General features: G+C 66.3%; 20 protein-coding genes, 1 tRNA gene and 1 pseudogene. 9 read left to right on the top strand and 13 right to left on the bottom strand.

Features of this window, described 5'->3' with window-relative positions:
- Positions 1-71 precede the first annotated feature (71 nt).
- The gene (locus HMP09_RS10300) at positions 72-389 is read left to right on the top strand and encodes a DUF3297 family protein (RefSeq protein WP_176500297.1); all 318 of its coding nucleotides are present in this window, start codon (positions 72-74) and stop codon (positions 387-389) included.
- Positions 390-708: 319 nt separating this feature from the next.
- Here HMP09_RS10300 and HMP09_RS10295 read toward each other — a convergent pair whose 3' ends face one another.
- From HMP09_RS10295 to ligA, 6 genes are all read right to left on the bottom strand, one after another.
- Positions 709-2,577, bottom strand: a complete 1,869-nt coding sequence (locus HMP09_RS10295) for an ABC-F family ATP-binding cassette domain-containing protein (RefSeq protein WP_176500296.1) — start codon at positions 2,575-2,577, stop codon at positions 709-711.
- Between the two features lie 466 nt (positions 2,578-3,043).
- Entirely contained in the window at positions 3,044-4,072 is a 1,029-nt protein-coding gene (locus tag HMP09_RS10290) for a cell wall hydrolase (RefSeq protein WP_176500295.1), read from the bottom strand.
- 283 nt (positions 4,073-4,355) lie between these two features.
- Positions 4,356-5,153, bottom strand: a complete 798-nt coding sequence (locus HMP09_RS10285) for a LytR/AlgR family response regulator transcription factor (RefSeq protein WP_031393111.1) — start codon at positions 5,151-5,153, stop codon at positions 4,356-4,358.
- Positions 5,150-6,295 carry a sensor histidine kinase gene (locus tag HMP09_RS10280; protein ID WP_176500294.1) on the bottom strand — a complete coding sequence of 382 codons (1,146 nt, stop codon included), beginning with the start codon at positions 6,293-6,295 and terminating at the stop codon, positions 5,150-5,152. The genes HMP09_RS10285 and HMP09_RS10280 overlap by 4 nt, the downstream gene beginning before the upstream one ends.
- 194 nt (positions 6,296-6,489) lie before the next feature.
- Positions 6,490-9,039 carry a TonB-dependent receptor gene (locus HMP09_RS10275; RefSeq protein ID WP_176500293.1) on the bottom strand — a complete coding sequence of 850 codons (2,550 nt, stop codon included), beginning with the start codon at positions 9,037-9,039 and terminating at the stop codon, positions 6,490-6,492.
- Between the two features lie 211 nt (positions 9,040-9,250).
- On the bottom strand, positions 9,251-11,431 hold the full coding sequence (gene ligA, locus HMP09_RS10270) for an NAD-dependent DNA ligase LigA (RefSeq protein WP_176500292.1): 2,181 nt from the start codon (positions 11,429-11,431) through the stop codon (positions 9,251-9,253).
- 116 nt (positions 11,432-11,547) lie between these two features.
- Between ligA and HMP09_RS10265 the strand changes: the two genes are divergently transcribed.
- Both HMP09_RS10265 and HMP09_RS10260 read left to right on the top strand, forming a co-directional pair.
- A complete protein-coding gene (locus tag HMP09_RS10265; protein WP_176500291.1) occupies positions 11,548-12,519 on the top strand; it encodes an SDR family oxidoreductase in 972 nt (323 codons plus the stop codon).
- A 137-nt stretch (positions 12,520-12,656) separates the two neighbouring features.
- A complete protein-coding gene (locus HMP09_RS10260; protein ID WP_176500290.1) occupies positions 12,657-13,007 on the top strand; it encodes a hypothetical protein in 351 nt (116 codons plus the stop codon).
- Positions 13,008-13,137: 130 nt separating this feature from the next.
- Here HMP09_RS10260 and recN read toward each other — a convergent pair whose 3' ends face one another.
- Both recN and HMP09_RS10250 read right to left on the bottom strand, forming a co-directional pair.
- Complete coding sequence (gene recN, locus HMP09_RS10255) at positions 13,138-14,802, bottom strand: DNA repair protein RecN (RefSeq protein WP_176500289.1); 1,665 nt, start codon at positions 14,800-14,802, stop codon at positions 13,138-13,140.
- 62 nt (positions 14,803-14,864) lie between these two features.
- Positions 14,865-15,827: an outer membrane protein assembly factor BamD gene (locus tag HMP09_RS10250; protein WP_176500288.1), complete on the bottom strand. Its 963-nt coding sequence runs from the start codon at positions 15,825-15,827 to the stop codon at positions 14,865-14,867.
- A 146-nt stretch (positions 15,828-15,973) separates the two neighbouring features.
- Here HMP09_RS10250 and HMP09_RS10245 point away from each other — a divergent pair, with 146 nt between their 5' ends.
- Together HMP09_RS10245 and HMP09_RS10240 are read left to right on the top strand one after the other, a co-directional pair.
- Positions 15,974-16,798, top strand: a complete 825-nt coding sequence (locus HMP09_RS10245; RefSeq protein ID WP_176500287.1) for a class I mannose-6-phosphate isomerase — start codon at positions 15,974-15,976, stop codon at positions 16,796-16,798.
- A 334-nt stretch (positions 16,799-17,132) separates the two neighbouring features.
- Positions 17,133-18,305 (top strand): glycosyltransferase, encoded by a 1,173-nt coding sequence (locus HMP09_RS10240; protein ID WP_176500286.1) that lies wholly within the window; start codon positions 17,133-17,135, stop codon positions 18,303-18,305.
- 150 nt (positions 18,306-18,455) lie between these two features.
- On the opposite strand, the gene HMP09_RS10235 is transcribed toward HMP09_RS10240, so the two are convergent.
- From HMP09_RS10235 to yajC, 4 genes are all read right to left on the bottom strand, one after another.
- A complete protein-coding gene (locus tag HMP09_RS10235; RefSeq protein WP_443026413.1) occupies positions 18,456-18,830 on the bottom strand; it encodes an MTH938/NDUFAF3 family protein in 375 nt (124 codons plus the stop codon).
- Positions 18,831-19,796: a protein translocase subunit SecF gene (gene secF, locus HMP09_RS10230; RefSeq protein WP_176500284.1), complete on the bottom strand. Its 966-nt coding sequence runs from the start codon at positions 19,794-19,796 to the stop codon at positions 18,831-18,833.
- A gap of 133 nt (positions 19,797-19,929) precedes the next feature.
- Entirely contained in the window at positions 19,930-21,534 is a 1,605-nt protein-coding gene (secD, locus tag HMP09_RS10225) for a protein translocase subunit SecD (RefSeq protein ID WP_176500283.1), read from the bottom strand.
- A complete protein-coding gene (yajC, locus tag HMP09_RS10220; RefSeq protein WP_176500282.1) occupies positions 21,534-21,875 on the bottom strand; it encodes a preprotein translocase subunit YajC in 342 nt (113 codons plus the stop codon). The genes secD and yajC overlap by 1 nt, the downstream gene beginning before the upstream one ends.
- Positions 21,876-22,034: 159 nt before the next feature.
- Here yajC and HMP09_RS10215 point away from each other — a divergent pair, with 159 nt between their 5' ends.
- On the top strand, positions 22,035-22,343 hold the full coding sequence (locus HMP09_RS10215; protein ID WP_176500281.1) for a putative quinol monooxygenase: 309 nt from the start codon (positions 22,035-22,037) through the stop codon (positions 22,341-22,343).
- A gap of 107 nt (positions 22,344-22,450) precedes the next feature.
- A tRNA-Pro gene (locus HMP09_RS10210) sits at positions 22,451-22,527 on the top strand.
- A gap of 130 nt (positions 22,528-22,657) precedes the next feature.
- Here HMP09_RS10210 and HMP09_RS10205 read toward each other — a convergent pair.
- Positions 22,658-24,940 carry an NADP-dependent malic enzyme gene (locus HMP09_RS10205; protein WP_176500280.1) on the bottom strand — a complete coding sequence of 761 codons (2,283 nt, stop codon included), beginning with the start codon at positions 24,938-24,940 and terminating at the stop codon, positions 22,658-22,660.
- A gap of 645 nt (positions 24,941-25,585) precedes the next feature.
- On the opposite strand from HMP09_RS10205, the gene HMP09_RS10200 reads away from it, so the two are divergent.
- Both HMP09_RS10200 and HMP09_RS10195 read left to right on the top strand, forming a co-directional pair.
- Positions 25,586-26,122 (top strand): glycoside hydrolase family 108 protein, encoded by a 537-nt coding sequence (locus HMP09_RS10200; protein WP_176500279.1) that lies wholly within the window; start codon positions 25,586-25,588, stop codon positions 26,120-26,122.
- Between the two features lie 94 nt (positions 26,123-26,216).
- Positions 26,217-26,444, top strand: a pseudogene (locus HMP09_RS10195) (3TM-type holin); the annotation flags it as partial.
- Positions 26,445-26,653 lie beyond the last annotated feature (209 nt).

Raw genomic sequence — 26,653 nt, 5'->3', positions numbered from 1 at the left:
CCCGGCGCCTCTTTTGCGTCACGTGCCTTTTTTCTGGCGTGGTGCGGGCGCTTGCCGCTAGACGCGCGAGCATGACCGACACGCCCAACACCCCCGAGACCGAAGCCGCCGCCACCCCGGCCGCAACCGGCGACACGCCCCCCGATCGCCTGTCGATCAACCAGCGCAGCCCGTTCTTCCAGCAAGAGCTGCTCGAACGCGGCATCGGCATCCGCTTCAAGGACAAGGTGCGCCACGACGTCGAGGAATATTGCATCTCGGAAGGCTGGATCCGCGTCGCGCTCGGAAAGAAGGTCGATCGCAACGGCAACCCGCTGACGCTGAAGCTGGTCGGCCCGGTCGAGGCCTGGTTCGAGCGCCCCGCGTCGAACGACGCCGACGCGGGCTGAGCCTCTCTTACACGCATCCTCACACCTGCCCTCGTCATTCTGGGCTCGACCCAGGATCCAGAGTTACGGACGCTACCGTTCATAACTCTGGATCCTGGCTTTCGTCAGGATGACGGGGTGATACTTTCGTCATCCTGGGCTCGACCCAGGACCCAGAGTTACGGACGCTACAGTTCATGACTCTGGATCCTGACTTTCGTCAGGAGGACGAGTGATACTTTCGTCATCCTGGGCTTGACCCAGGATCCAGAGTTACGGACGTCGCCGTACGTAACTCTGGATCCTGACTTTCGTCAGGATGACGGGGAAGGGGCGTGGCTTAAGCCGCCACGCCTTCCAGCGCCTCGCTCGCCTCGAGCCACTTGGCCTCGCTGGCTTCCAGCTTGGCATGCACCTCGGCGCGACGCTTGCTCAGGTCCCCCATCGACATCCGCGAGAACCTTGGCTCGGCAGTCGCAGGATCGACCATCGCGCGGTCCAGAGCATTGCGCTCCTTGGTGAACTTGGCGGTCTGCTCCTCGACCTCGCGCAGGGCCTTGCGCAGCGCCGCATCGTTGCTCTTGGCCTCCGCCGCGGCCTTCTTGCCCGCCTTCTTGTCGGCCTTCGACGCCGCATCGCCCTTGCCGCCATCGCCCTTCAGGACGAACGCGATATAGTCGTCGAGGCTGCCGTCGAACTCCTTCGCGGTGCCGTCGTCGACCAGCACCAGCCGGTCGGCGGTGAGCTCGAGCATGTGCCGGTCATGGCTGACCAGCACCACCGCGCCGGTATAGGCGTTGAGCGCCTGCACCAGCGCCTCACGCGCATCGACGTCGAGATGGTTGGTCGGCTCATCGAGGATCAGCAGATGCGGCGCATCGCGCGTGATCAGCGCGAGCGCCAGCCGTGCGCGCTCGCCGCCGGACAGCTTGCCGACTCGCGTCGTCGCCTTGTCGCCCGAGAATCCGAACCGCCCGAGCTGCGCGCGCACCGCCGCCGGCGTCGCACCCTTCATCAGATGCGACATATGCTCGATCGGCGAGTCGGTCGGATCGAGTTCCTCGACCTGATACTGGGTGAAATACCCGACCTTCATCTTGCCCGACGACGACATCTCGCCGTCCATCGGCGTCAGCTGTGCTGCCAGCAGCCGCGCGAGCGTGGTCTTGCCGTTGCCGTTGCGCCCGAGCAGCGCGACCCGGTCGTCGGGATCGAGCCGCATGTTGAGCCGCTTCAGGATCGGCACATCGGCATAGCCGACCGTCGCCATGTCGAGCGTGATCAGCGGCGGACGCAACTCGGTCGGGTTGGGGAAGCCGAACGACAGCGTCGGATCGTTATAGCTCTCGGCGATCGGCTGCATCTTCGACAGCATCTTCTGCCGTGACTGCGCCTGTTTCGCCGTGGAAGCCCGCGCGGAATTCTTGGCGATATATTCCTGCAGCTTCTCGCGCTGGACCGCCTGGTTGGCCCGCGCCGCCTCGATCTGCGCGAGGCGCTCGGCCCGCTGCCGCTCGAACGCGTCGTAGCCGCCCGGATACAGCGTGATCTTGCCGCCTTGCAGATGCAGGATATGATCGACCACGTTGTTGAGGAAATCGCGCTCGTGACTGACGACGACGATCGTCGCCTTGTAGCCCTTGAGGAAGTCTTCGAGCCACATCACCGCTTCGAGATCGAGATGGTTCGAGGGCTCGTCGAGCAGCAGCAGGTCGGGCTGCGAGAACAGCAACGCGGCAAGCGCAACGCGCATCTTCCAGCCACCCGAGAAGCTATCGAGCGTGCGCGCCTGCATGTCCTCGTCGAAACCGAGGCCCAGCAGGATCTGCGCGGCGCGGGCGGGCGCGGTATAGGCGTCGATCGCGATCAGCCGCTCGTACACGTCGCCAAGTCGGTCGGGATCTTCGCTGGTCTCGCTCTCGATCATCAGCGCGGCGCGCTCCAGATCGGCTTCGAGCACGGTCTCGAACGGCGTCTTCACGCCATGCGGGGCCTCCTGCGCGAGATACCCGATGCGCGCGCCCTTGGGCATGTCGGCCGATCCGTCATCGGGTTCGAGCTGCCCTGCGATCACGCGCACCATCGTCGACTTGCCCGCGCCGTTGCGCCCGATCAGCCCGACGCGGCTGCCCGGCGGCAACGCGGCCGTGGCGCCATCGAGGATAACGCGTCCGCCCAGGCGCACCGTGATATTGTTCAGGTTCAGCATGCGCGTGCCGTTAGCAGATGCAGCATGGTTTTGCGAGGGGAGGGGAGTCGTCGCCTTCGCGCGCGATTCCGTCCCAATCCTCCCCCGCCAGGGGGAGGTGGCGCCGAAGGCGACGGAGGGGGAGGGCAGCGCAACAGCGGTTCTCCCTAACCTCCCCCTCCGTCTGGCAAGTGCCAGCCACCTCCCCCTGGCGGGGGAGGATCAGGTCACTGACCGAGCCCCCTCCAAAGCACCACCCCGGCGAAGGCCGGGGCCCAAGTGGAGAAGTCGTCGTAACGGAGCGCCGTCCGCCGTCAGCGACGTTTCCCAATTGACCCCCGGCCTCCGCCGGGGTGGTGGCGGTAGCACGACAGCAAAGCACTAACGCTCCCTCCCCTTCAGGGGAGGGTCGGAGTGTGAGCTTCCCCCGAATGCCACGTTGGTGGAAACGCCCCTTCCCCAGCCCTCCCCTGAAAGGGAGGGAGCCTCAGCTTTCGTCCGAGACGACCGCGTCCAAAACCCCGCCACCGCCCAGAGTCGGAGAAGCCCGCCCACCGACATGAACCCGAACGCCCGACACCAACCGAGTCTGCACGACCCCTACGCTCGCCACCGTCGACACCGAGCGGACCACCCCCCGGTGAACCGTCACGCCATGCACCGCATCCGCCGCCGTCGCGCCAGGCGTTGCGCTCACATCCGCAACGTCGTCCCGATTGCCATAATGCACCGAAACGCCTGAAACCTGCGCCGCAACCGCCGTCACGCCGCTGCCGGCCAAGCTCGCGCCACCCCGCCACGCCGGCTCCACCCCGGCATAGGCCTGCCGAAAGGTCAGCGCCCGCTCCAGCGCCCCCTGCCAGCGATAGAAGACATGCGCCCCGACCGTCGTGATCCGCGCGAGGCTGGAGGCCCACCACGGCAGGATGCTCGTGGTATGAAACGACGTCGCCGCCCCGACCGGCGCGTAGACGCTGCCGCCCAGCGCCGCCGCCGCGACTGAGCGCGCGCGCTCCCAGGCGCCCGGTTCGCGCGCCCGCGCCATCGACCCGTCGCAGGTGAAGCTGAACTGGCACCCCGTCCGCCGCTCCGCGCCCTGGTAGACGACGCCGCACACGCTGTTCGGAAAGGCGCGGTCGCGCACGCGGTTGAGCACGACCTGCGCGACGGCGCGCTGGCCGTCCTCCGACTGCGACCGCGCTTCGTAATAGACCGCCGCGGTCAAACAGTCGGCCGCCCGGCTCGCATCGTCGCCGGACCGCGCGGCGAGAAAGGGCGGGGCGACGAACGGGTCTGCTGCGGCCAGGGGCGCATCGGGCGCGGTGGTCGCGATCTTCGCCGAGATGTCATCTGGCACATGCAACGCCATCCGGCCCAACAGCGCGCGCGCGTTGCGCTCGGGCTGGACACGCGCGATCGCTGCAGGCGGATCCGCCGGCACGCACGACGTCGCCATCACCAACGCGGGCAGGCTGATCAGCGCATGCGGATAAAGGCCGAAACCCGAAATCTTCATTCGCCCGCTTTTAGGCGGAGGGGTTTAGGGACCGGTTAACAAGGCGCGCTCGGAAGGGGGCGCACCCCCGTCATCCCGACGAAAGTCGGGACCTCGATCGGCAGGGGCGGACTGGGAAAGGGGAGCTCCCGAAAGCTTGCCCCGACCACACCCCGCCCGCGCCCGTCATCCTGACGAAAGTCAGGATCCAGAGTAACACGCGGCGTCCTCAATGGCTCTGGATCCTGACTTTCGTCAGGATGACGGGACGTGGGGGGCGCTAGGTCATGCGCCCAGCGTCAACTCAGTGAACGAAGCGCGCCACCACGTCGCGATACGACCGCGACACCTTCACGCTGGCACCCGAATTCAGCACCAGGAAGCATTCGCCATTGGTATGCGGCTTAACCTGCTTCACCAGGTCGAGGTTCACGATCGTCGAGCGATGCACGCGCTGGAACCGGCGCGGGTCGAGCCGCTTCTCCAGGTCCTTCATCGTCTCGCGCAGGATCAGCGTGTTGTCGCCGGTATAGATGCACATGTAATCGCCCGCCGCATCGATCCGCTCGATCGTGTCGACGTCGACGCGGAAGATCTGGCCGCGATCCTTGATGTTGATGAGCTTCTCGAACCGGTTGGCCGAGACCGCATCGCCGTCGGGCATGTCCGCCGCCGCGTCGGGCGCAACATCGGCCAGCACTTCGCGCAACCGGTCGACTTCCTCGACACCGCGCTTCTCGCTCAACCGCTGGCGGACGCGTTCGATCGTGTCGGCCAGCCGCGATTCCTCGACCGGCTTCATCAGGTAATCGACCGCCTGCGCCTCGAAAGCCCGCAGTGCGTGGTCGGAATAGGCGGTGACGAAGACGAACAAAGGCGGCTCGACCTCCATCAACCCCTGCACGACGGAGAAGCCGTCAAAGCCTGGCATCTGGATATCGAGGAAGACGAGATCGGGCTTGTGCGTCTTGATCGCCCGGATGGCCTCGCGGCCGTTCGAGCATTTTTCGATGATCTCGACGTCTTCATGCGCCTGGAGACGGAGCTCGAGCCCCTGGATAGCCAGCGGTTCGTCGTCGACGAGAATGGTACGGATGGTCATGCGGCCTCTCTGTTCACGTCTTCAAGCTGATACGGGATCTCGATCTCGACCGAGAAGCCGCCAGCGGGCGTGGAGCGGGTTTCGAAACGGTGGTCGGGCCCATATGCCTGAGCCAACCTGTCTCTAATATTAGCGAGCCCGACGCCTGTGGAATGGCTTGACGCGATCCTGCCCTCGATCAAGCCCGGACCGGTATCGGATACGGCGATCTGCACGCGTTCCCCGGCGAGCCGCACTTCGACGCAGATTTCGGCGCCTTCCTCCTGCGGCGTGACGGCATATTTGATCGCGTTCTCGACCAGCGGCTGCAGCAGCAGCGAGGGCAGGCGGGCGCGTTCGGCGCGCGGGTCGATGTCGAACTTGGGGCGCATCCGGTCCTCGAAGCGCATCTTCTCGATTTCCAGATACAGCTTCAGCTGGTCGACCTCCTGCGCGACCGTGACGTGCGCAGTCGGCTCGTTCGCCAGCGTATAGCGCAGGAACGACGACAACCGGCTGAGCATCGCGTTCGCCCGCTCGGTCTGTTTGAGCAGCACCAGCGTCGAGATCGAGTTCAGCGTGTTGAACAGGAAATGCGGGTTAAGCTGGTAGCGCAGCATCGCCAGCTGCGCCGACGACGCCTGGTTCTCGAGATGCTCCATCTGGTCGATCTGCTGCTCGACGATCAGGTAGAAGTTGATCCCGAAATACAGCGCCGACCAGCCGAACAGCACGGTGAAGGTCACGTACACCGACCCCAGCAGCCGGGTGAGCGTCACCCCCGGCGTCGACGTCGCGATGAACGAGAAGGTGAACGCGTCGAGCACCGCGTACAGGAACGTGGCCGCGGCCAGCGTCGCGATCGTCAGGAAGATGCCGACCAGCCGGTTCATCCGCCGATACTGGCCGTACATCGTCGAGAGCAGCAGCGTGATGCAATAGCCGACGATCGCCTCGACGATCACCGGGATCACCCCGTCGAGCGACAGCCCGTTCGAGATCGACACCACCCCGCGCAGCAACAGATAGCCGCTCCAGCCGACCGCCTGCAGGATCCAGAACGCCCGCGCCTTGTTCTCGAAGAACGGCCGCGCGGTAAAGGGCAGGCGCCGGGCCGAATGAAGAGCGGAGGGGCCGGGGGACGGGACAGGGGAGTTAGCCATTGGCCCGCGGTCTTACACGCCGCGACGAAGACACGCAAAAGCCGAAGGGTCGACATCATCCGCCGCTTGACGTCATCCGCCAGGCATCGCGGCGTACTCGGGGGCCCGGACAGAAAAAAAGGCCATCGCCCCGGGGAGCGATGGCCTTTCCAAAAGATGTTCCAGCCGAATGGATCGGCTGGAACGATACGGTATCAGAACCCGACGATGAGCGACCCGCTGATCGCCCGCGGCGAACCGAAGTTCACGTTGGTCGAGTTCGCCGTGGTCAGTCCACCGCTGAACGATCCGATGTAGAACTTGTCGAACAGGTTCGTCAGGTTCAGCTGGATCGCGGTCTTCGGCATGCCGAACGACGCCAGCGAGTAGCGAACGTCCAGATCGACGACCGTGTAGCCGCCGAACTTTTGGGTGTTGATGTCGTTCAGGAAGCGCGAACCGGTGTACTTGACCTGACCGCCGACATCCAGGTTGCCGAGCGAGCCCTGCAGGCGTCCGCCGTACATGAACTTCGGCGTATTGCGTTCGCGCTTGCCGGCCGTAGCGACCAGCGTCCCGCCGGCGCCAGCAACGTTATCCTCGATTTCCGAGTGAATGTACGAGCCAAAGACATAGGCCAGGACCTGTGGGATTGGACGGACCGATACGCTGCCGTCGATGCCGTACTTCTTGACGGCACCCAGGTTCGTATCGACGCTGCACTGGCAATCGTCGTTGAAGGCCGACACGATGCGGTTCACGTACTTCGAATACCAGCCGGTGATGCCCGCCTGTACGATGCTGCGCTGGTACCGCAGGCTCAGGTCGTAGCTGTCCGACGTTTCCGCCGCAGGCTGCGAGGCATCGCTGCTCAAGGGCACATACACTGCGTTGTACAGCGTATCGGTGCTCGGGACCGAGATGTTCTTGGCATAGTTGGCGGCGACGCTCGTCGTCGACGTCAGGTGGAAGGTCGCACCGATGTTCGGCAGCAGCTTGTCGTACTTGTAGTTGCGCTGCTGCGGCGCGGCGGCGCCGGTGATGACGCCAGTCGTGGCATTGACGACATACGGGTTCGCCGCCTGGTACGCTGCCAAGGCCCCGCTCGACGGGCAGTCAACGTTGCCGTTGGACGCCGTGGTGAAGCAGTTCTGGTTCAGCTCGCGTTTGAAGAACGGCGCCCGTACGCCCAACAGCACGGTCAGCTTCTCTTCGAGGAACTGGCCGCGATATTCGCCTGCGACCTGATTGAGTGTCGCAAAGGACTTACGGTCGCGCTTTTGTACGACGTTGCCGTTCACGTCGAAGATCGGCTCGTTGACCGGGAACACGTCGAACGGCTCGCCACCGGCATCGATGAAGTCCAGTTCACCCGTCTGGCGATGCCTCGCGCGATCGAACGTGTACGACAGGCGGACACGGTTCTGGTCGTTCAGTTCATAGCTCAGGTTGGCAACGGCGGTGTAGCGCTTCGTCTTGGTCTGGCTTGGATTTGCCAGGGTGACGCGGTCGAGGATATCACCATCGCCGTTCAGGTCGCGGCCGAAATAATAGCCGCCGCCGTAGAAGCCGTAGAGCGACTGGCCGTTCAGCACATACGCACCTTCGCGTGCATTGCCGGTGATGGCACCCGTCGTCCCGTTGACGCTGGTCGTGACACCGCCGCCATTGGCCTTGCTGATCTGGTATGCGGCGTCAGCCGAGAAGATCAGGCCTTCGGCCAGCGTGAAGCGCGAGTTGAACCGTGCGTTGCCCGTGTTCGATGGGTTGTAGCGACGCTCGAATGACGTGCCGCAGGCGTTCGGCAGATCGGCAAGGCCCGGGCGGGCCGCGGCGGTGTTGCACGGCGCGCCGCCAGTGGCTGCGGCTGCACCAGTACCATAACCGATGTTGTAGAAACGACGACTCTTGTCGACATTGATGTTGCCGTTCGCATCGACGAAGCCAGCGGCGGTCAGTGGTGAACCGTTATAGTTGTTACGGTTGACGTTGTAGTGACCGGCGATCGAGACGAAGTCGCCGTTGCTGCCGATGTCCTGCCAGAGCTTGGCGTTGAACTGCGACTTCTGAACGCCACCATAGTTGGCGAACGCGGGCTCGTTATGCAGGTTTGATGCGGCAAACCAGGCCTTCGTCCCGTGGCCGGTGATGTCGCCGGTCTGGATCATGCCGAACACGCGCGTATACGGGCGGTCACCCGAACCCGGTGCGATGATGTTGCCGTACGAGGCGGTCGCCAGCCCGCCCATCGTGTCGCTGGGCTTCAGCGAGTTGATGTTGACGGTGCCGCCGACAGCCGAGGCGGTCGGGCTGTCGACGTCGGTGGAACCGAGGTTGACGTTGACGTTCTCGATCAACTCGCTGTCGAGCTGCTGGTTCGTGTAAACCGCATAGTTGCCCGAATCGTTCAGCGGAATGCCGTCGAACGTCTGCGAGATGCGATCCGAGTTGAAGCCGCGGATCGTGAACGAGCCACCCGACGAACCCCAGGGATCGTTGTTCGTGAAGCTGACACCGGGGACGAGGTTGAGGACTTCGTTGATCGACTGTCCGATACGCTGCCGCTGGATCAGCTCGCTGGTGATCAGGACCTTCGCCTTTGGCGAGTCGGGAATCTCGACACCGCCTACGGCCTTTTCCTTCGTGCCGTTGACGACGATCTCGGTCGACTCGTCGAACGCCTGCGAACCGGTCGACTGGGCGAAAGCCGCTGCCGGAGTGATGAGCGCGGCGAACGCGACGCCGCAAGCAAGCATGGTACGCATTTGAATAATGTCCCCTTAGAGCCCCTGGCTCTGAATATCGGCTTTCCCACCGTACATTCGTGCCCCTGCACGCGGGATATTTCGGTTCTGTGACATTGGCGAGTCGCGACGTGTCACAGACCAACTCGGTGATGTTGCGTTGCAAAAAAGCCACGCATTGGAACCGGTTCGGGTCCGCTGGAACCTATGCCTGTCGGGGGTGTGTAGAGGCCTAGCTGCTCGCGACGATCTCGGCCCATTCGGCTTCGGTAATCACGCGGATACCGAGATCGGTGGCTTTCTTGAGCTTCGACCCTGCGCCGGGGCCGGCGATGACGAGGCCGGTCTTGCTCGACACCGACGCAGCGACGCGTGCGCCCAGCGCTTCCGCCTGCGCCTTCGCCTCGTCGCGACTCAGCGTCTCGAGACTGCCGGTAAAGACCAGGATCTGCCCCGTCACCGGCGACTCGCGAGTCTCGTGCACGACGTCCGCCGGCTCCACTTCGCGCAACAGGTCGAACACGACTCGGCGGTTGTGCGGCTCGGCGCAGAAGCCGACGAGCGCACTCGCCACCTCGGGCCCGATCCCCGCAGTCTCGATCGCGCCAACCAGCAGCTTGTCGCGGCGGAGCACGAATTTCCGCTCGGGTTCGCCGATCACCGGCTCGATCTGCCCGCGCAGGAACACTGCGTGACGCAGCACGGTGCCGAGCGCACGGGCCGACACATAGCGTCGCGCAAGGTCACGCGCGGTAATCTCGCCGACGTGGCGGATGCCGAGCGAGAACAGGAACCGGTCGAGCGGGATCGTCCGCTTGGTCGCGATCGCCGCGATCACCTTTGCCGCCCACACGCGCCCGTCCTTCTTGCGCGCGGCGAGCTGCTCCTCGGTCAGGCGGAAGATATCGGCGGGTGACTCGATCAGCCCGTCGCGGAAGAACGCCTCGATCAGCGTCTGGCCGAGCCCGCCAATGTCGAACGCATGGCGCGACGCGAAGTGGATCAGCCGCTCGACCCGCTGCGCCGGGCAGATCAGCCCGCCGGTGCAGCGATAGACGACCTCGCCCTCCTCGCGCTCGGCGGCGGATCCGCATTCGGGGCAGCTATGCGGGAAGACATACGCAGCGCGCTCCGCGTTCGGCGTCAGATTTTCGACGATCTGCGGGATCACGTCGCCGGCGCGCTGCACCAGCACCCGGTCGCCCGGTCGCACGCCGAGTCGCTCGATCTCGTCGGCATTGTGCAGCGTCGCGTTGGTCACCACGACGCCGCCGACGGTGACGGGCGACAGCCGCGCGACCGGAGTCATCGCGCCGGTCCGCCCGACCTGGATGTCGATCCGTTCGAGCAAAGTCTGCGCGCGCTCGGCGGGAAACTTGTGCGCGATCGCCCAGCGCGGCGCCTTGGCCACCTGACCCAGCCGCGCCTGCCAGTCGAGCCGATCGACCTTGTAGACCACGCCGTCGATGTCGAAGGGCAGGTCGGCGCGCTGGGCCTCGATCCGGCGGTACACGTCGAGCGCCGCCGCCGTCCCTTCGACCCGCGCAAACCCGTCGGCGATCGGAAAGCCCCAGCCGCGCAGCGTGTCGACCACCGCCGCCTGGGTCTCGCCCGGCACCACGCTCGCCTCGCCCCATCCATGCGCGAGGAACCGGAGCGTCCGGCTCGCGGTGACGCTCGCATCCTTCTGGCGCAACGATCCGGCCGCGGCATTGCGCGGGTTCGCGAATTGCCGCGCCTCCTTGCCCGTTTCTTCGGCCTCGGCGAGCAGACGCGCGTTGAGCGCCGCGAAGTCGTCCTTCGCCATGTAAACCTCGCCGCGAACCTCGAAGATCGCGGGGATTCCTCCCTTACTATGTTCTCCCGCGAAGGCGGGAGCCCAGTCTGGGCTCCCGCCTTCGCGGGAGAACAAGGTTTCAGGGATGTCGCTGATGGTGCGGACATTCGCCGTCACGTCCTCGCCGACCTGCCCGTCACCCCGCGTAAGCGCCTGCACCAGCCGCCCCTCTTCATACCGCAGCGAACACGACAGCCCGTCGATCTTCGGCTCCGCGGTCAACGCCACCGGCGCGTCGTCCGCCAGCTTCAGGAACCGGCGCACGCGCGCGACGAACTCCTCGACCTCCTCGTCCGCAAACGCATTGTCGAGGCTCATCATCGCCTTGGCATGCGCGACCTTCGCCAGATGCCCGGCAGGCGCCGCCCCTACCGTCCGGCTCGGCGAATCGCTTCGCACCGCCGCCGGAAATGCCGCCTCGATCGCCGCATTGCGCCGCACCAGCGCGTCATACTCGGCGTCGCTGATCTCGGGCGCGTCGTCGGTGTGATAGCGCGCGTTGTGATACGCGATCTGCGCGGCGAGCGCCCCCAGTTCGGTGGCGGCTTCGGTCTCGGTCGCGGGAAGGTCAGGCATCGCGCCGGGTTAGGGGAGGGGGCCACCTTTCGACAAGACCTCGATCAACATGGCGTGAACATTCGCGCGACTTGCGCGCTGACATCCCAAGACAATTTTTCGCAGGATCCGCCATCATGACCGACACCAATCGTCGCGACCTCTTCAAGGGCGCCGCCGTCACCGGCCTCGCCGCCGCTGCCGCACCCGCGTTCGCGCAAGGCCAGGCGCCGCTCGCCGATCCGCAAACGCGCTTCGTCTCGACGCCCTTCCCCGAGCAGCGCCAGAAATGGCCCGCACTCCAGCGCGACATGCGCCCCGTCCCCGATTGCGGCGAGGCGAGCTATCGCGGCTCGGGGCGGCTTGCGGGCCGCAAGGCGCTCGTCACCGGGGGCGATTCGGGGATCGGTCGCGCCGCGGTCATCGCGTTCGCGCGCGAAGGCGCCGACGTCGCGATCAATTACTACCCGACCGAGGAACCCGACGCGCAGGACGTCGCCAAGCTGCTCCGCGCCGAGGGACGGAAAGTCGTGCTCATCCCCGGCGACCTGACCGACGCGAAATTCTGCACCGACCTGATCGCGCGCGCCAACCGCGAACTCGGCGGGCTAGACATCCTGGTCAACAACGCCGCGTATCAGCAGTCGAAAGCGTCGATCGCCGAGATCAGCTTCGAGCAGTTCGACCGGACGATGAAGACCAACGTCTATGCGATGTTCCACCTGTGCAAGGCGGCGATCCCGCTGATGAAGCCGGGCGCGTCGATCATCAACACGGGGTCGGTCAACTCGGTCGATCCGGGCGAGGAACTGCTCGATTACGCGACCACGAAGGGGGCGATCCTGATCTTCACCAAGGGGCTCGCCAAGCAGCTCGGCAAGAAGGGCATCCGCGTCAACATGATCGCGCCAGGCCCGGTCTGGACGCCGCTCCAGGTCGCGGGCGGCCAGCTGCCGGGCAAGATGGCCGAGTTCGGCCAAGATACGCCGCTCGGCCGCGCCGGCCAGCCCGCCGAACTCGCGTCGCTGTTCGTCACACTGGCCGAGACGGGCACGAGCTTCACCAGCGGCAGCGCGTTCGCGGCGACCGGCGGCAGCGGCGTTCTATAACTCCGCTAACACCGCACCACGCACCCCACCCCGGCGAAGGCCGGGGCCCAGTTGGCAAGGTCGTTGTAGCCAGGCGCTACGGTTACCAACTATCGTTTCCCAACTGGGCCCCGGCCTTCGCCGGTATGAGGAAGAGTATGATGGGAACGACGTCGCTCGTTTTGGCCGCCATGTGCCTCGCCGCTCCCGCCTCGACGCAGCAAACCTATAGCGCCCCCGTGCCAGCGCCGGCGATCGGCTATGACTGGAACGACGATTCGTCCGCGGACGACCGCGTACAACAGTCACTATGGCCACGCTCCGACGCCAGCGCCGCCGGGCTCGACGACATGATCCACACCGAACAGGCGCCGGTCCGGACCGCAATCCACGAAGACGGCGCGTTCGGCAGTCGCGCGCTCCACGGCTTGCGGAAAGTCGGCGGCGACTACATCGTCGTGCCCGTGCTGAAGATCCATCTAGGCCACCCGCGACAGGCGATGCCCTGAGGCTATCCCTTCGCGCCTCCGTTCTCCCGCGAAGGCGGGAGTCCAGGGTCACGGATGCTGTGGTTGGTATCCTGGATCCCCGCCTGCGCAGGGGAACCGCATCGGTGGCAAACCGATCCGAACACGAGCGCTAAGCCCGCTCCAACAACCGCTCCGCCTGCGCCCTGGCCTCGTCGGTAATCGTCGCGCCCGACAGCATCCGGGCGATCTCCTCGCGCCGCTCATCCTCCGACAAGGCCCGCACGCCCGTCCGCGTGACCGTCCCGTCGCTGCTCTTGGCGATCAGCAGGTGCTTCGCGCCGCGCGCCGCAACCTGCGGGCTGTGCGTCACTACCAGCAGCTGCGTGCTGAGCGCCAGCCGCGCGAGTCGCTCGCCGATCGCGCTGGCCACCGCGCCGCCGACGCCGCGGTCGATCTCGTCGAACACCATCGTCGACGCGCCGCCCTCCTCGGCTAGCGCCACTTTCAACGCGAGGATGAAGCGCGACAACTCGCCGCCCGACGCGATCTTGGTGAGCGCGGCGAACGGCGCACCGGGATTGGTCGAGATCTCGAACTCGACTCGGTCCTTGCCCGCCGCCGACCAGCCCTCTTCGCCAAGCGGCGCCACCACCGTCTGGAACCGCGCCGCATCCAGCTTCAACGGCGCCAGCTCGCCCGCCACCGCGACATCGAGCCGCTTTGCCGCTGCCAACCGCCGCTTCGTCAACGCATCGGACGCGGTATCAAACGCCTTCCGAGCAGAGGCCACGCGCGCCTCAATCTTTGCAATCCCGCCTTCGCCTGCATCGAGCCGCTCGAGCCGCGCGCGCATCTCGTCCGCCAGCGCGGCGAGGTCGTCCGGCTGCACACGGTGCTTGCGCGCCATCGCCCGCAGCTCGAACAGCCGCGCCTCGTCATCCTCCAGCGCGCGCGGATCATAGGCCATGTCGGCGCGCGCATCGCGCAGGCTCTCCTCGGCCACCGATGCCTCGATCACCGCGCGATCGACCGCGGCGAGCGCATTGCCCAGCGCGACATGATCCTCCGCGATCCGCTCCAGCACGCGCGCGGCCTGGCGCAGCTTCGCCATGCCGCCGTCCTTGCCCTCGAGAAAATCGTCGATCGCGGCCAGATCGTCGGCGATCTTCTCCGCGCGCTGCATCGACCGCCGCGTATCCGCCAGCGTCTCTTCCTCACCGGCAACTGGCGCCAGCGCCGTCAGCTCGGCGACCGTATGCTCCAGCCACTCGCGATCGCGCGCCGCCGTCTCGATATCCGCCCGCGCCGCCGCGAGTTCCGCCTCGGCCGCCCGAAACCCGGCATAGGCCTTCCCCGTAGCCCCCGGCTCGGTCCGTCCGAAGATGTCGAGCAAGGCCCTATGACCACGCGCGTTGAGCAGCCCGCGCTCGTCATGCTGGCCGTGGATCTCGACCAGATGCGGCGCCATCTCGCGCAGCAGCCCCGCCGACGCCGGCTGGTCGTTGACGAAGCCGCGGCTGCCGCCATCCGCCTTGACGATCCGCCGCACGATCAGCGGCTCGCCGCGCTCGATCTCGAGCCCGTTCTCGTCGAACAACAGCGCGAGCGGTGATTCGGGGGCAGGGGCGTCAAACGTCGCGGTCACCACCGCCTGCGCGGCACCATGCCGCACCAGACCGCTGTCACCGCGCCCGCCCAGCGCCAGCCCCAGCGCATCGAGCAGGATCGACTTGCCCGCCCCGGTCTCGCCGGTCAGCACGCCCAATCCCTCGCCGAATCCCAGATCCAGCGCCTCGATCAGCACCACGTCGCGAATGGAAAGGTCTGTCAACATCACGCGCGTCCTAAACCATTCGCATGCGATGTTGATCCCCAATTGTTCTCGTATTCGTGGACTCAGGTCCCAGGCGTCGTCCGCGTCGCGCTGCCCGGACCGACCGGCGCTGGCGTCGCGACGCTACCCGAGCCCGTGCCGCCGGAGTCGCCCTTGACCTTGGGAATTTCGATCGGGCCGGTCGCCGGCGCTCCTGCGGTGCCGGTCGGTACCGGAACCTCGCCCGGTGCCAGCGGCGCAAGCGGCTTCACCGGATGCTCCTGCATCAGCTTGTAGGCATGGTCGTACCAGTCGGTGCCGGGATAGTTGCGCCCCAGCACCGCCGCGGCCTTTTCGGCCTCGATCGGCACGCCGAGCTGCAGATACGTCTCGGTCAGCCGCATCAGCGCCTCGGGCGTGTGCGTGGTCTGCTGGAACTTGTCGATCACGGTGCGGAACCGGCCGTTCGCCGCGAGCCACTGGCCGCGCGTCTCGTAGAAGCGGCCGATCTCCATTTCCTTGCCCGCGAGATGGTCGTTGACCAGATCGATCTTCAGCCGCGCGTCCGACGCATAGCGCGTGTTCGGATAGCGCCGCATCAGTTCGCCGAGCGAATCGAGCGCCTGCTTGGTGATCTTCTGGTCGCGCGTCACGTCGGTGATCTGCTCGTAATAGCCGAGCGCGATCAGGTAATAGGCATACGGCGCGTCACGGTTGCCCGGATGCACCGCCAGGAAGCGCTGCGCCGAGCTGATCGACGCGGTGTAATCCTTGGCGAGGTAATAGCTGAAGGCCGACATGATCTGCGCACGACGCGCCCAGATCGAATAGGGATGCTGGCGCTCGACCTCGTCGAACAGCTGGGCTGCTTCCTTGTACCGTCCCTGGTCGAGCCGCTGCTTGGCGGTCGAGTACAGCGTCCCCACGTCGCGCGCGACATAGGGGAGGTCGCCCTTGGCGGCGCGGCCACCCGCACAACCGGCCATGGGGAGCGCAAGCGCGGCGATGAGCGTGACCGCGAGGGCACGAGACTGGGTGATACGCATTGGCGCGATCCTTAGCGTAAGCGGATAGCCGCGAACAATCCTTTTCGCCGACCGGGTCTAGCCCCTTCCCGTCGGCCGGATCGCAGGGCAATAGTCGCGCGTTGGTACCAGCCAGTCGCAATACCCGTCACGTCGAGGATAATGTCATGCCCGCCACCCTGCTGCACACCCACCGCGTCGAAAAGCCCTGGGGTCGCGACACGCTCTGGCCCGGTTTCGAGGATCCCGCCGCCGGCACGCCACCGATCGGCGAAGTCTGGTTCCAGGAGCCCGGCAACACCACGCCCGACCTGCTGATCAAATATCTGTTCACCAACGAGAAGCTCTCGGTCCAGGTCCACCCGAACGATGAGCAGGCGCATGCCCGCGGCCTGCCGCGCGGCAAGGACGAGTGCTGGACGATCCTCGCTGCCGAGCCGACCTCGACGATCGCCGTGGGCACGAAGCAGCCGATCTCGAAGGACGACCTGCGCGCATCGGCGACCGATGGCACGATCGAGGACAAGCTCGACTGGAAGCCGGTCAAGGCAGGCGACTTCATGTATTGCGCGTCGGACACGATCCACGCGATCGGCGGCGGCGTGACGGTGATCGAGGTCCAGCAGAACTCGGAAACCACCTACCGCCTCTACGACTATGGCAGCGACCGCGAGCTTCACCTGAAGGACGGCATCGACGTCGCCGATCCGACGCCCTACGTCCCCGTCGCGCCGCCGATCGAAATCGAGACTGGCCGCACGATCATGGTCGAGGGCCCTAAATTCGTGCTCGAACGCTGGAAGGGCGGCGACCACGTCGTCAACCTGCCCGAAGGCACGACGGGCTGGGTGATCCCGATCACCGGCTCGGGTGACGTCGCCGGCGTCGCGTTCAAGGCCGGCGAGTGCGCGACGATGACGGGCAGCGAGACGGTCTCGACAAGCCCTGACGCGGACGTGCTGTTCGCCTATCCCCTGGCAAAGCGGATCTGAGCGGACGACGCTTCACCGTCCGTCTCCCACACCTCCTTGTCCTCCCGCGGAAGCTTCGTTCTCCCGCTAAAGCTTTGTTCTCCGCGAAGGCGGGAGCCCAGTCTGGGTCCCCGCCTTCGCGGAGAAACATCATGACCGAGGGCAAGCGCTCCCTCACACGACCACCACCCCGGCGAAGGCCGGGGTCCAGTTGGGGGACGTCGCTAACTGAGTGCAGCGCTTCGTTACTGCGACCTTTCCAACTGGGCCCCGGCCTCTGCCGGGGTGGTCATTGAGGATGATGCATACCCCCCCACTCACCCCGAATTAACCCGCCCCCTGTAACCCAACCATCATGCTCCGCATCTTAACCCTCTCCACGCTGTTCCCGGATGCGACCCGCCCGAATTTCGGCGTCTTCGTCGAGCGGCAGACGCTCGGCCTCGCCGGACACCCGAAAATAGCCTTGCAAGCGGTAGCCCCGATCGGCCTCCCCCCAGGGCCGCTCCGCCGGCTCGGCCATTACGCAACCCTCGCCAAGCTCCCGACGCATGAACGGTGGAAGGGCATCGAAGTCCACCGCCCGCGCTTCACCGTCCGACCGTTCCTCCAGGGCCGCCACCACGCCGCCGCCTTGGAGCGCGCACTCGTCCCGCTGCTCGACACGATCCGCGAGAGCTTCGCGTTCGATGTGATCGACGCATCGTTCTTCTTCCCCGACGGCCCAGCCGCGGTCGCGCTCGGCAAACGCTACGACGTCCCCGTCGCGATCAAGGCGCGCGGCTCCGACATCCACCATTGGGGCAACGCGCCCGGCACCGCAGGTCAGGTCCGCAACGCAGGCCGCAACGCCGCGGGTATGCTCGCGGTCAGCGCCGCTATGAAGGCGGACATGGTCGCGATGGGCTTGCCCGCCGAGCGCATCCGCGTCCATCACACCGGCGTCGACCAGGATCGCTTCCACCCCGTCGACCGCGCCGCCGCCAAGGCAGCCCTTGGCGTCGCAGGCCCGCTGGTCGTCTCGGTCGGTGCACTGATTCCCCGCAAGGGCCACGATATCGTCATCGACGCGGTTGCGGCGCTTCCCGGCGTCACGCTGCTCATCGCAGGGGAGGGCCCCGCGCGGTCGAAACTGGAAGCACGGATCGCACAACTGGGCATCGCCGATCGCGTCCGCCTGCTCGGCGCCGTGCCGCACGCCGACATCCCGAGCCTGATCGCAACCGCTGACGTCACCGCGCTCGCGTCGCGTTCGGAAGGGCTCGCCAATGCCTGGGTCGAATCGCTCGCCTGCGGCACGCCGGTCGTCATCACCGACGCGGGCGGCGCGCACGACGTGGTCACCAGCCCCGCGGCGGGGCGCATCACGATCGCCGACCCGCTGGCATTCGCCGCGGCGATCGGCGCGCTCCTGGCCGACCCGCCATCGCCCCGGGCGACACGCGCCACGGTGGCCAGTTTCACCTGGGAAGCCAACACCGCCGCGCTCTACGAGCACCTCGCGACGCTAGCCGCAGATCACCGCTGACGAATCCTCCCCCGCCAGGGGGAGGTGGCACCGAAGGTGACGGAGGGGGAGGACACGGAGCGGAGGTGACTGCCAACCTCCCCCTCCGTCAGGCAAGCGCCTGACACCTCCCCCTTGCGGGGGAGGATAAGAGATTGAGGCAACTGCCGACTAGCCCTCGAGCGGGTAGAGCGCCGCCACGATCCAGCGACCCTCGCCACGCAACACCGCCCACGCCCGCGCGGCAGCCCGGCTGTCCATCGCCTCGATCCCGAACCCCCGCGCCTCGACCGCGCGCTTGAACGCAAGCGGCGGCTGGCGCAGCGCGGAACCGGTGCCGAGCAACAGGAACTCCGGCGCCGGATCCAGCACCAGCAATGCCGCAACATCCGCTTCGCCGAGCGACTCGAACGCCGGCGGCTCCCAGCCATCCGCGCGTTCGGGACTGATCGACAGGGCGGTATAATAGCCGTCGTCGACCTTGAACCCAGCCCGACCGATCGCCGAGATCATCGGCCCATCGGTCTTCTCGCGGTCCATCCTCACTTAACGCTCGACCTTCGGGCCCACTCGCTCGGCGCCGTCCTGCACGCCGCCCTTGCGCGGCGCAGGATCGGCACGAAGCCCCAGCGTGATCAGCAGCGACGACGACACGTAGATCGACGAATACGTCCCCACGACGATACCCAGGATCATTGCGGCGGTGAACCCGCGCAGCACATGGCCGCCGAGCAGCAGCATCGCGACCAGCGCCAGCAGGATCGTCACCGACGTCATCACAGTCCGAGGCAGCGTCTCGTTCACCGACAGGTCGATGATCTCGCGCATGTCCATCTTGCGGTACCGGCGCATATTCTCGCGGATACGGTCGTCGATCACGATCTTGTCGTTGATCGAATAGGAGATGATCGTCAGCACCGCCGCGACGATGTTCAGGTCGAACTCGAACTGAGTCAGCGCAAAGAAGCCGAGCGTCATCAACAGGTCGTGGACGATCGCGACGACGGTCGACACGCCGAACTGCCACTCGAACCGCACCACCGCGAACAACGCGATGCCGAGGATCGCGAGGCCGACCGCGAGCAGCCCCTTGCTGATCAGCTCGTCCGAAACCTTGCCCGAGATCGTGTCGTATTTCGAGAAGGTCGCGCCGGGGAACTTCACCGCGAGGTCGTCCGACACCTTCTTGACGAGGCGGTTGGTCGCACCCTCATCACCTGCCGGGACGGGAAGGCGGATCGACAGCGTCTTGGGATCGCTGAACGACTGGATCGACGCTTCGCCGACGCCGAGCCGGTCGACTTCGGTCCGGACCGCGTCGATCGACGGCGGGGTCGCGAACTTCTCTTCGATCAGGACGCCGCCGACAAAGTCGACACCCATGTTCAAGCCCCTGGTGAAGACGAGTCCGATCGCCAGCAACGACAGCAGCAGGGTCAGCCCGAACGCCCATTTACGGAGCGAAACGAACTTCAGGTTCGTGTTGTCGGGAACGAGTTTCAGCAGGCGCATGTCGGTTCAGCCATCTTGTGCATAGTCGTCATCCTGACGAACGTCAGGATCCAGAGCCCCAAGCGCACCGGCCGTAATCCTGGATCCTGACGTTCGTCAGGATGACGGAGGGAAGGCGCGGTGCGGCGAGGCATCAAATATTGATCGTGGTGGGGCGGTTCTTCCGCAACCACAGCGCGACCATCATCCGCGTGAACGTGACGGCGGTGAACACCGACGTGCAGATCCCGATCAGCAGCACGACCGCGAAGCCCTTCACCGGACCCGAGCCGAGCAGCAGCATGATCACGCCGGTGATGGCGTGCGTCACGTTCGCCTCGAAGATCGTGCGGCTAGCTTCCTTGTAGCCCAGCTCGACCGACTGGACGACGCTGCGCCCGCGTCGCCGCTCTTCGCGAATACGCTCGTTGATCAGCACGTTGGCATCCACCGCGGTACCGATCGTCAACACGAAGCCGGCGATACCCGGCAACGTCAGCGTCGCGTTCAGCATCGCCATGACGGCGACGATGACCAGGATGTTGATGACCACTGCGAGGTTCGCATACAGGCCGAACCGGCCATAGGTCACGAACATGAACACGATCACGAGTAGGGCGGCGACGATCGACGCCAGCACGCCGGCGCGGATCGAATCCTTGCCGAGATCGGGGCTGACGGTGCTCTCGGCGATCGTCTTCAAATTGACCGGCAGCTTGCCCGACCGCAACGAGATCGCCAGCGCGTTCGCCGACTCCACGGTGAAGTTGCCCGAGATCGACGCGCGACCGCCAAGGATCGGCTCGTTGATGTTCGGCGCGGAGATCACCGAATTGTCGAGGATGATCGCGAACGGCTTGTTGGTGTTCTCGGTCGTGACCTTGGCGAAGCGACGCCCGCCGACCGCGTCGAAGGTGATCGCAACCTGTGGCGCGTTGGACTGCTGTTCGTACTCCTGGCGCGCATCGGCGAGCTGGTCGCCCGAGATGATCACCGAGCGCTTGACCGCGATGAACGGTACGCCGCGCGGATTGCCCGGATACGGCAGCACCTGGCTACCGATCGGCGCGATCCCCTTGACCAGATCGGCAAGGTTCGCGGTCTCGTCGACCAGCTTGAACTCGAGCTTGGCGGTCTTGCCGATCAGTTCCTTCAGCGCCTGCGGGTTCTTGAGGCCCGGCACCTGCACCACGATCCGCGTCGCGCCCTGGCGGACGATCGTCGGCTCCTTGGTGCCGAGCGCATCGATGCGGCGGCGGACGACTTCGGTCGCGTCCTTCATCGCCGTGTCGATCGCCTGGGTCAGGCCAGCCTGGGTGGGCTTGAGCACGAATCGGCTCGTGTCGACGACGGTGATGTCCCACTCGCGCTGGCCGCTCATGCCCGCGCCACCACCCGTGATCGCCAGCAGACGCTCGCGCGCGGCATCGACCTGGCTCGGGTCACGCAGCAGGAAGGTCAGCTGGCCCCCGCGCGTCGAAATGTCGCCGATCTCGATTCGGGGGCTGCCGTTGCGCATCGTCCCGGCCACGCTGTCGCGCATCGCCTCGATCCGCGTCGCGGCGAGGTCGGCGGTATCCGCCTCGAGCAGCAGGTAGCTGCCGCCGGCGAGATCGAGCCCGAGGTTGATGTGCGAATGGGGGATGCGACCCCATTGGCTCGTGGTGCTCTCGGGGAGGAAACTCGGGATCGCCAGCAGGCAGAGTGCCGCCAGCAACCCGATGATCGACCCGATCTTCCAGCGCGGAAAATCCAACATCAGTCGTTTGCCGGCTTCGTGTTCGGGCTCGTGATGTCGGTCAGCGTGGACTTGACGACGCGGACGCGGACGTTCGGCGCGATCTCGACCTCGACGACGTTATCCTCGACCTTGGTCACCTTGCCCAGGATCCCGCCCGAGGTGACGACGCTGTCGTTCTTCTTCACCGCGGCGACCGACGCCTGCAGCGCCTTCATCCGCTTTTGCTGCGGACGGATCATCAGGAAGTAGAACACGACGAACACGAGGAAGAGCGGCGCGAGGCTGAGGAACGAGGCGATCCCGCCTCCGGCCGTGGCGGCGCCGTCTGCGGCCTGGGCGTATGCTGGTGAGATGAACATGGAGTTCCGTATCTGTGAAGGGTGGCTCGGTTCGCGCGCCGCGCGGCCGGTCGCATTGGTCCGCCCGCTATCATCGCTTGGTGCCCTGTGCAACTGACGCAGGCGCGGACGGTTCGTGTAGAGACCACGACGAAGTTCCGCCGAAACAGGAGAGATGCGATGATTCTGGTGATGGGGCATATCAAGCTGGCCGCCGGCGAAGGCGCGAAGATCGCCGATACGCTGATCGCGCACATGGCCGCCTGCGCCGCGGAAGACGGCTGCGAGTTCTACAATCTAGCGCTTGATCTGGTCGACCCGGACCTGATCCGAATCTCCGAACGCTGGGCCAGTCCCGCGGCACTCGCGGCACATGGCGAGGCGGAGCACCAGAAGGCGTTCGGTCGCGCGTTGCGGTCGTTCACCATCGAGCAGGTCAGCGTAAAGGCGTATGAGGGCAGCTTCTGGCGCACGTTGATGGGCGAATAAGGGATGGCCGAATGAGCCAATCTTCGCAGGAGGCGGCGTTGCGACTTGCATCGCGCGCCGACCCTGCGTAGAGCGCGCGGCTCGGGCTGCTTTGCGGTCCGTTCGGTCGGAGCGTAGCGCAGCCTGGTAGCGCACCACACTGGGGGTGTGGGGGTCGCAGGTTCGAATCCTGTCGCTCCGACCATTTTCTTACATCGATGGAATGCGGGACATTCCGCCTGCTCCTGTTCTCCCGCGAACGCGGGAGCCCAGGGTAACGAGCGCTGCCGCCTGTAACCCTGGACCCCCGCTTGCGCGGGGGAACCGCGACGCGCTTACGCCGTCTCGCTTACCGTCGCCGCATGCCCCACCGCGATCGCGCTCAGATTGACGATCCCGCGCGCGGTCACGCTCGGCACCAGCATCTGCAGCGGCTTGGCGAGCCCCAGCAGCATCGGTCCGAGCGGCGCCGATTCGGTCGATGCCGACAACAGCGACACCGCGATGTTCGCCGCGTCGATGTTCGGCATCACCAATAGGTTCGCCGACCCCGTCAACGGACTGTCGTCCACCAGCCGCCGCCGCAGTGCCTCGGACAGCGCGGCGTCACCGTGCATCTCGCCGTCGAACTCGAACTCCGGCGCCATCTCCTTGAGCAACGCATGCCCCGCGCGCATCTTCTGCGCCGAGGGCGACCGCGACGCACCGAAGCTCGAATGCGACAGCAGTGCCGCCTTCGGCTCGATCGCGAACGCGCGGACCGCTTCGGCCGCAAGCATCGTCATTTCGGCGATCTGCTCGGCGGTCGGATCGACCGTCACGTGCGTATCGCAGAAGAACAGGCTGCCGGTCCGCAGGATCACCGCCGACATCGCGTACAGTCGCGACACGCCCGGCATCCGCGGGATCAGGGGCATGACATACGTCATCTGCGTCCACCAGTCGCCGATGCCACCACACAAGGCTGCATCGACTCGCCCCTCGCGCAGCAGCATCGCCGCGGCGACGCTCGGACGGGTCCTGAGTGCGCGCTCGGCGCTGTCGGGCGGCGTGCCACGGCGGCCGACGAGCGCGCTGTAGCTCGCGAGCAGCGGCTCGAACACTTCGCGGTCGGTCGCCGGATCGAGCACCTCGACATCGCTGCCGATCGTCATCCGCAGCCCGCTCGCCTCGATCCGCTGGCCGATCACGTCGCGCCGCCCGATCAGCACCGGCCGGCCAAGGCCTTCGTCGATCACCGTCTGCACCGCGCGCAGCGTCCGGTCGTCCTCGCCCTCGCCGTACGCGATCGAGCGCCCCGCCTGCTTGGCGCGCGCGAAGATCGGCCGCATCAGCTGGCCCGAGCGGTACACGAACACCTCGAGATCGCGCAGATACGCGTCGAAATCCTCGATCGGCCTCGTCGCCACGCCCGAATCCATCGCCGCCTTTGCCACCGCCGGCGCGACGTGCAGGATCAGCCGCGGATCGAACGGCTTGGGAATGATGTAGGTCGGCCCGAACACCGGCGTCGCGCCGCCATAGGCGGTGACCACCACGTCCGACGCCGTCGCGCGCGCCAGCGCTGCGATCGCATCGACCGCGGCGACCTTCATCGCCTCGTTGATCTCGGTCGCGCCGACGTCGAGCGCCCCGCGGAAGATGAACGGGAAGCACAGCACGTTGTTGACCTGGTTCGGGAAATCCGAACGCCCGGTCGCGATGATCGCATCGGGCCGCGTCGCATGCACCAGCGCCGGCTGGATCTCGGGCTCGGGGTTCGCCAACGCCAGGATCAGCGGATCGGGTGCGAGCAGGTGCAGCCATTCCTGCTTTAGCACGCGCGGCGCCGACAGCCCGAGGAAGATGTCCGCCCCCTCCAGCACGTCCGGCAGCGTCCGCGCATTGGTCTTGCGCGCATAACGCGCCATGTTAGGCGGCATCACGTCGCCGCGATCGGCATGCACCACGCCGGCGATATCGGTCAGCGTCACGTTCTCGGGGTTGAGCCCCATCGACACCAGCAAATCCACCGTCGCGAGCGCCGCCGCGCCTGCGCCCGACGTCACCAGCTTCATCTGGTCGAGCCGCTTGCCGCGCAGCTCAAGCACGTTGCGCACCGCAGCCGCGCACACGATCGCGGTGCCATGCTGGTCGTCATGGAACACCGGGATGTTCATGACCTCGCGCAGCTTCGTCTCGATCTCGAAGCATTCGGGCGCCTTGATGTCCTCGAGATTGATCCCGCCGAACGTCGGCTCGAGCACGCGCACCGCCTCGATGAACGCCTGCGGGTCGAGCTGGTCGATCTCGATGTCGAAGCAGTCGATCCCGGCGAATTTCTTGAAGAGCACCGCCTTGCCCTCCATCACCGGCTTCGACGCGAGCGCACCGATCGCGCCGAGCCCCAGCACCGCGGTGCCGTTGGTGATCACCGCGACGAGGTTGCCGCGCGCGGTATAATCCCGCGCCTTGTCGGGATCCGCGGCGATTTCCTCGCAGGCGGCGGCGACGCCCGGCGAATAGGCGAGCGCCAGATCGCGCTGCGTCGCCATCCGCTTGGTCGCCTCGACCGAGAGCTTACCCGGCTTGGGATAGCGGTGATAATCGAGCGCGGCTTTGCGGAAATCGTCTTCCATGGTCTTCCTAACCTGTCGGCCGCGGCGGCGACCGGGTGGGCGCGGGCAAAGCTCGCGGCAAATGTTCAAGGCAGCGCATAGCCTTAGGCACACCGATCCGCCAACCCCGCGCGGACGTAGCGTCGGTTCGGATGAGGCGCAGCGCGACGACCGCCGCTACCACCACCCCGGTGAAGGGCGACCACCCCGGCGAAGGCCGGGGCCCAGTTGGAACGTCCGATGTAACGACGCGCCGCGCTCAGTTACCAGCGTCCCTCAACTGGACCCCGGCCTCCGCCGGGGAGGCTCGATTGAAGCGACCCCAACAATCCTCCCCCGCCAGGGGGAGGTGGCACCGAAGGTGACGGAGGGGGAGGAAAGGGAAACCTCGGTTCCGTGTCCTCCCCCTCCGTCCGGCAAGCGCCGGCCACCTCCCCTCTTGCGGGAGAGGATCGAAACCCCCCGTTCTCCCGCGAAAGCGGGAGCTCAGGAATCCCGAGCGCTGTGCTCCATTACCCTGGACCCCCGCCTACGCGGGGGAGCAGCAACGAAGATAACCCCGGACTCTCTCCCATGCGGGAGAACAGCAGCTAACACCCCTACGAATCCCCTGTCCTACAACGAACCGATATGGTTCGCTCCCCCGAAACCACCGGGAGCCGCACCATGACCATCGACCACCTCATCGACGCCGTCATCGACCGCGAAGGCGGCTACACCAACCACCCCGCAGACCGCGGCGGCCCGACCCGCTACGGCATCACGCAAGCCGTCGCCCGCACCAACGGCTACACCGAAGACATGCGCGTCTTCCCCCGCGAACGCGCGGAAAGCCTCTACCGCCGCCTCTACTGGACCCGCCCCGCCTTCGACCAGATCGCCCCGCGCGCGCCCAAAATCGCCGAGGAACTCTTCGATACCGGCGTCAACATGGGGCCCGCCGTCGCCGCCACCTTCCTCCAGCGCGCGCTCAACGCGCTCAACCGCGGCGCCACCGACTATCCCGACATGATCCTCGACGGTCGCATCGGCCCCGCCACGCTGACCGCACTCGACGCCTTCCTCGCGCATCGCGAACCCGGCGGCGAAACGGTGCTCCTCAAGGCGATCGAGGCGCTGCAAGGCGAACGCTACGTCGCGCTCGCCGAGACCCGCCCCGCCAACGAGGCCTTCCTCTACGGCTGGCTCGCCAACCGCACCTGACGCGCAAAACGAAACGCTCCCAGCGTCTGCACTTTCTATACTTCACTTTTGCCGGAGACCGCCAATGACCCCGCAACCCCTTGATCCAGCACCCGATCCCTGGATCACCCGCGCGCGCCCGACCTTCCTCTACGTGATGTACATTTTGCTGCTCGGCGCGATCCCGGCAGGCCTGATCGCCGCGGTCCGCCCGAGCACCGCGCAAGCAATCGCCGTCGGCATGTCCGCCTATCTCAACGCAATCCCCGAACCGCTCTACGCGCTCTTCGGCACGGGCTATCTCGGCTACACGGTGGCGCGCGAATGGGGGAAGGGGCGGTAGTCGCCCACCCCCATCATTCCCTGCTCCGTCTTCCCTTACTCCGTCATCCTGACGAAAGTCAGGATCCAGAGCCAAGGACGTTACCGGTTGAAACCCTGGATCCTGACTTTCGTCAGGATGACAGCGTGGGGTTCCGCGCGCGACCCGTACGCCAGGGGGGGGGCAGGTCGCAGCCGCCCCGTTGCACCCCCGAAACCGCACCCTACATC

The organism is Sphingomonas sp. HMP9 (genome assembly GCF_013374115.1).
Taxonomy (GTDB): Bacteria; Pseudomonadota; Alphaproteobacteria; order Sphingomonadales; family Sphingomonadaceae; genus Sphingomonas.
This window is presented reverse-complemented; position numbering and strand designations above follow the sequence as displayed.

Bases quoted from the DNA above. Each gene is read 5' to 3' on its own strand.
- HMP09_RS10205 (WP_176500280.1), bottom strand. From the start codon at position 24,940: ATGGAAGACGATTTCCGCAAAGCCGCGCTCGATTATCACCGCTATCCC.
- HMP09_RS10285 (WP_031393111.1), bottom strand. From the start codon at position 5,153: ATGACCATCCGTACCATTCTCGTCGACGACGAACCGCTGGCTATCCAG.
- HMP09_RS10295 (WP_176500296.1), bottom strand. From the start codon at position 2,577: ATGCTGAACCTGAACAATATCACGGTGCGCCTGGGCGGACGCGTTATC.
- HMP09_RS10280 (WP_176500294.1), bottom strand. From the start codon at position 6,295: ATGGCTAACTCCCCTGTCCCGTCCCCCGGCCCCTCCGCTCTTCATTCG.
- HMP09_RS10275 (WP_176500293.1), bottom strand. From the start codon at position 9,039: ATGCGTACCATGCTTGCTTGCGGCGTCGCGTTCGCCGCGCTCATCACT.
- HMP09_RS10245 (WP_176500287.1), top strand. From the start codon at position 15,974: ATGCCCGCCACCCTGCTGCACACCCACCGCGTCGAAAAGCCCTGGGGT.
- secF (WP_176500284.1), bottom strand. From the start codon at position 19,796: ATGCGCCTGCTGAAACTCGTTCCCGACAACACGAACCTGAAGTTCGTT.
- HMP09_RS10200 (WP_176500279.1), top strand. From the start codon at position 25,586: ATGACCATCGACCACCTCATCGACGCCGTCATCGACCGCGAAGGCGGC.
- HMP09_RS10260 (WP_176500290.1), top strand. From the start codon at position 12,657: ATGATGGGAACGACGTCGCTCGTTTTGGCCGCCATGTGCCTCGCCGCT.
- HMP09_RS10265 (WP_176500291.1), top strand. From the start codon at position 11,548: ATGACCGACACCAATCGTCGCGACCTCTTCAAGGGCGCCGCCGTCACC.
- yajC (WP_176500282.1), bottom strand. From the start codon at position 21,875: ATGTTCATCTCACCAGCATACGCCCAGGCCGCAGACGGCGCCGCCACG.
- HMP09_RS10300 (WP_176500297.1), top strand. From the start codon at position 72: ATGACCGACACGCCCAACACCCCCGAGACCGAAGCCGCCGCCACCCCG.
- HMP09_RS10240 (WP_176500286.1), top strand. From the start codon at position 17,133: ATGCTCCGCATCTTAACCCTCTCCACGCTGTTCCCGGATGCGACCCGC.
- HMP09_RS10290 (WP_176500295.1), bottom strand. From the start codon at position 4,072: ATGAAGATTTCGGGTTTCGGCCTTTATCCGCATGCGCTGATCAGCCTG.
- HMP09_RS10250 (WP_176500288.1), bottom strand. From the start codon at position 15,827: ATGCGTATCACCCAGTCTCGTGCCCTCGCGGTCACGCTCATCGCCGCG.
- ligA (WP_176500292.1), bottom strand. From the start codon at position 11,431: ATGCCTGACCTTCCCGCGACCGAGACCGAAGCCGCCACCGAACTGGGG.
- secD (WP_176500283.1), bottom strand. From the start codon at position 21,534: ATGTTGGATTTTCCGCGCTGGAAGATCGGGTCGATCATCGGGTTGCTG.
- recN (WP_176500289.1), bottom strand. From the start codon at position 14,802: ATGTTGACAGACCTTTCCATTCGCGACGTGGTGCTGATCGAGGCGCTG.
- HMP09_RS10215 (WP_176500281.1), top strand. From the start codon at position 22,035: ATGATTCTGGTGATGGGGCATATCAAGCTGGCCGCCGGCGAAGGCGCG.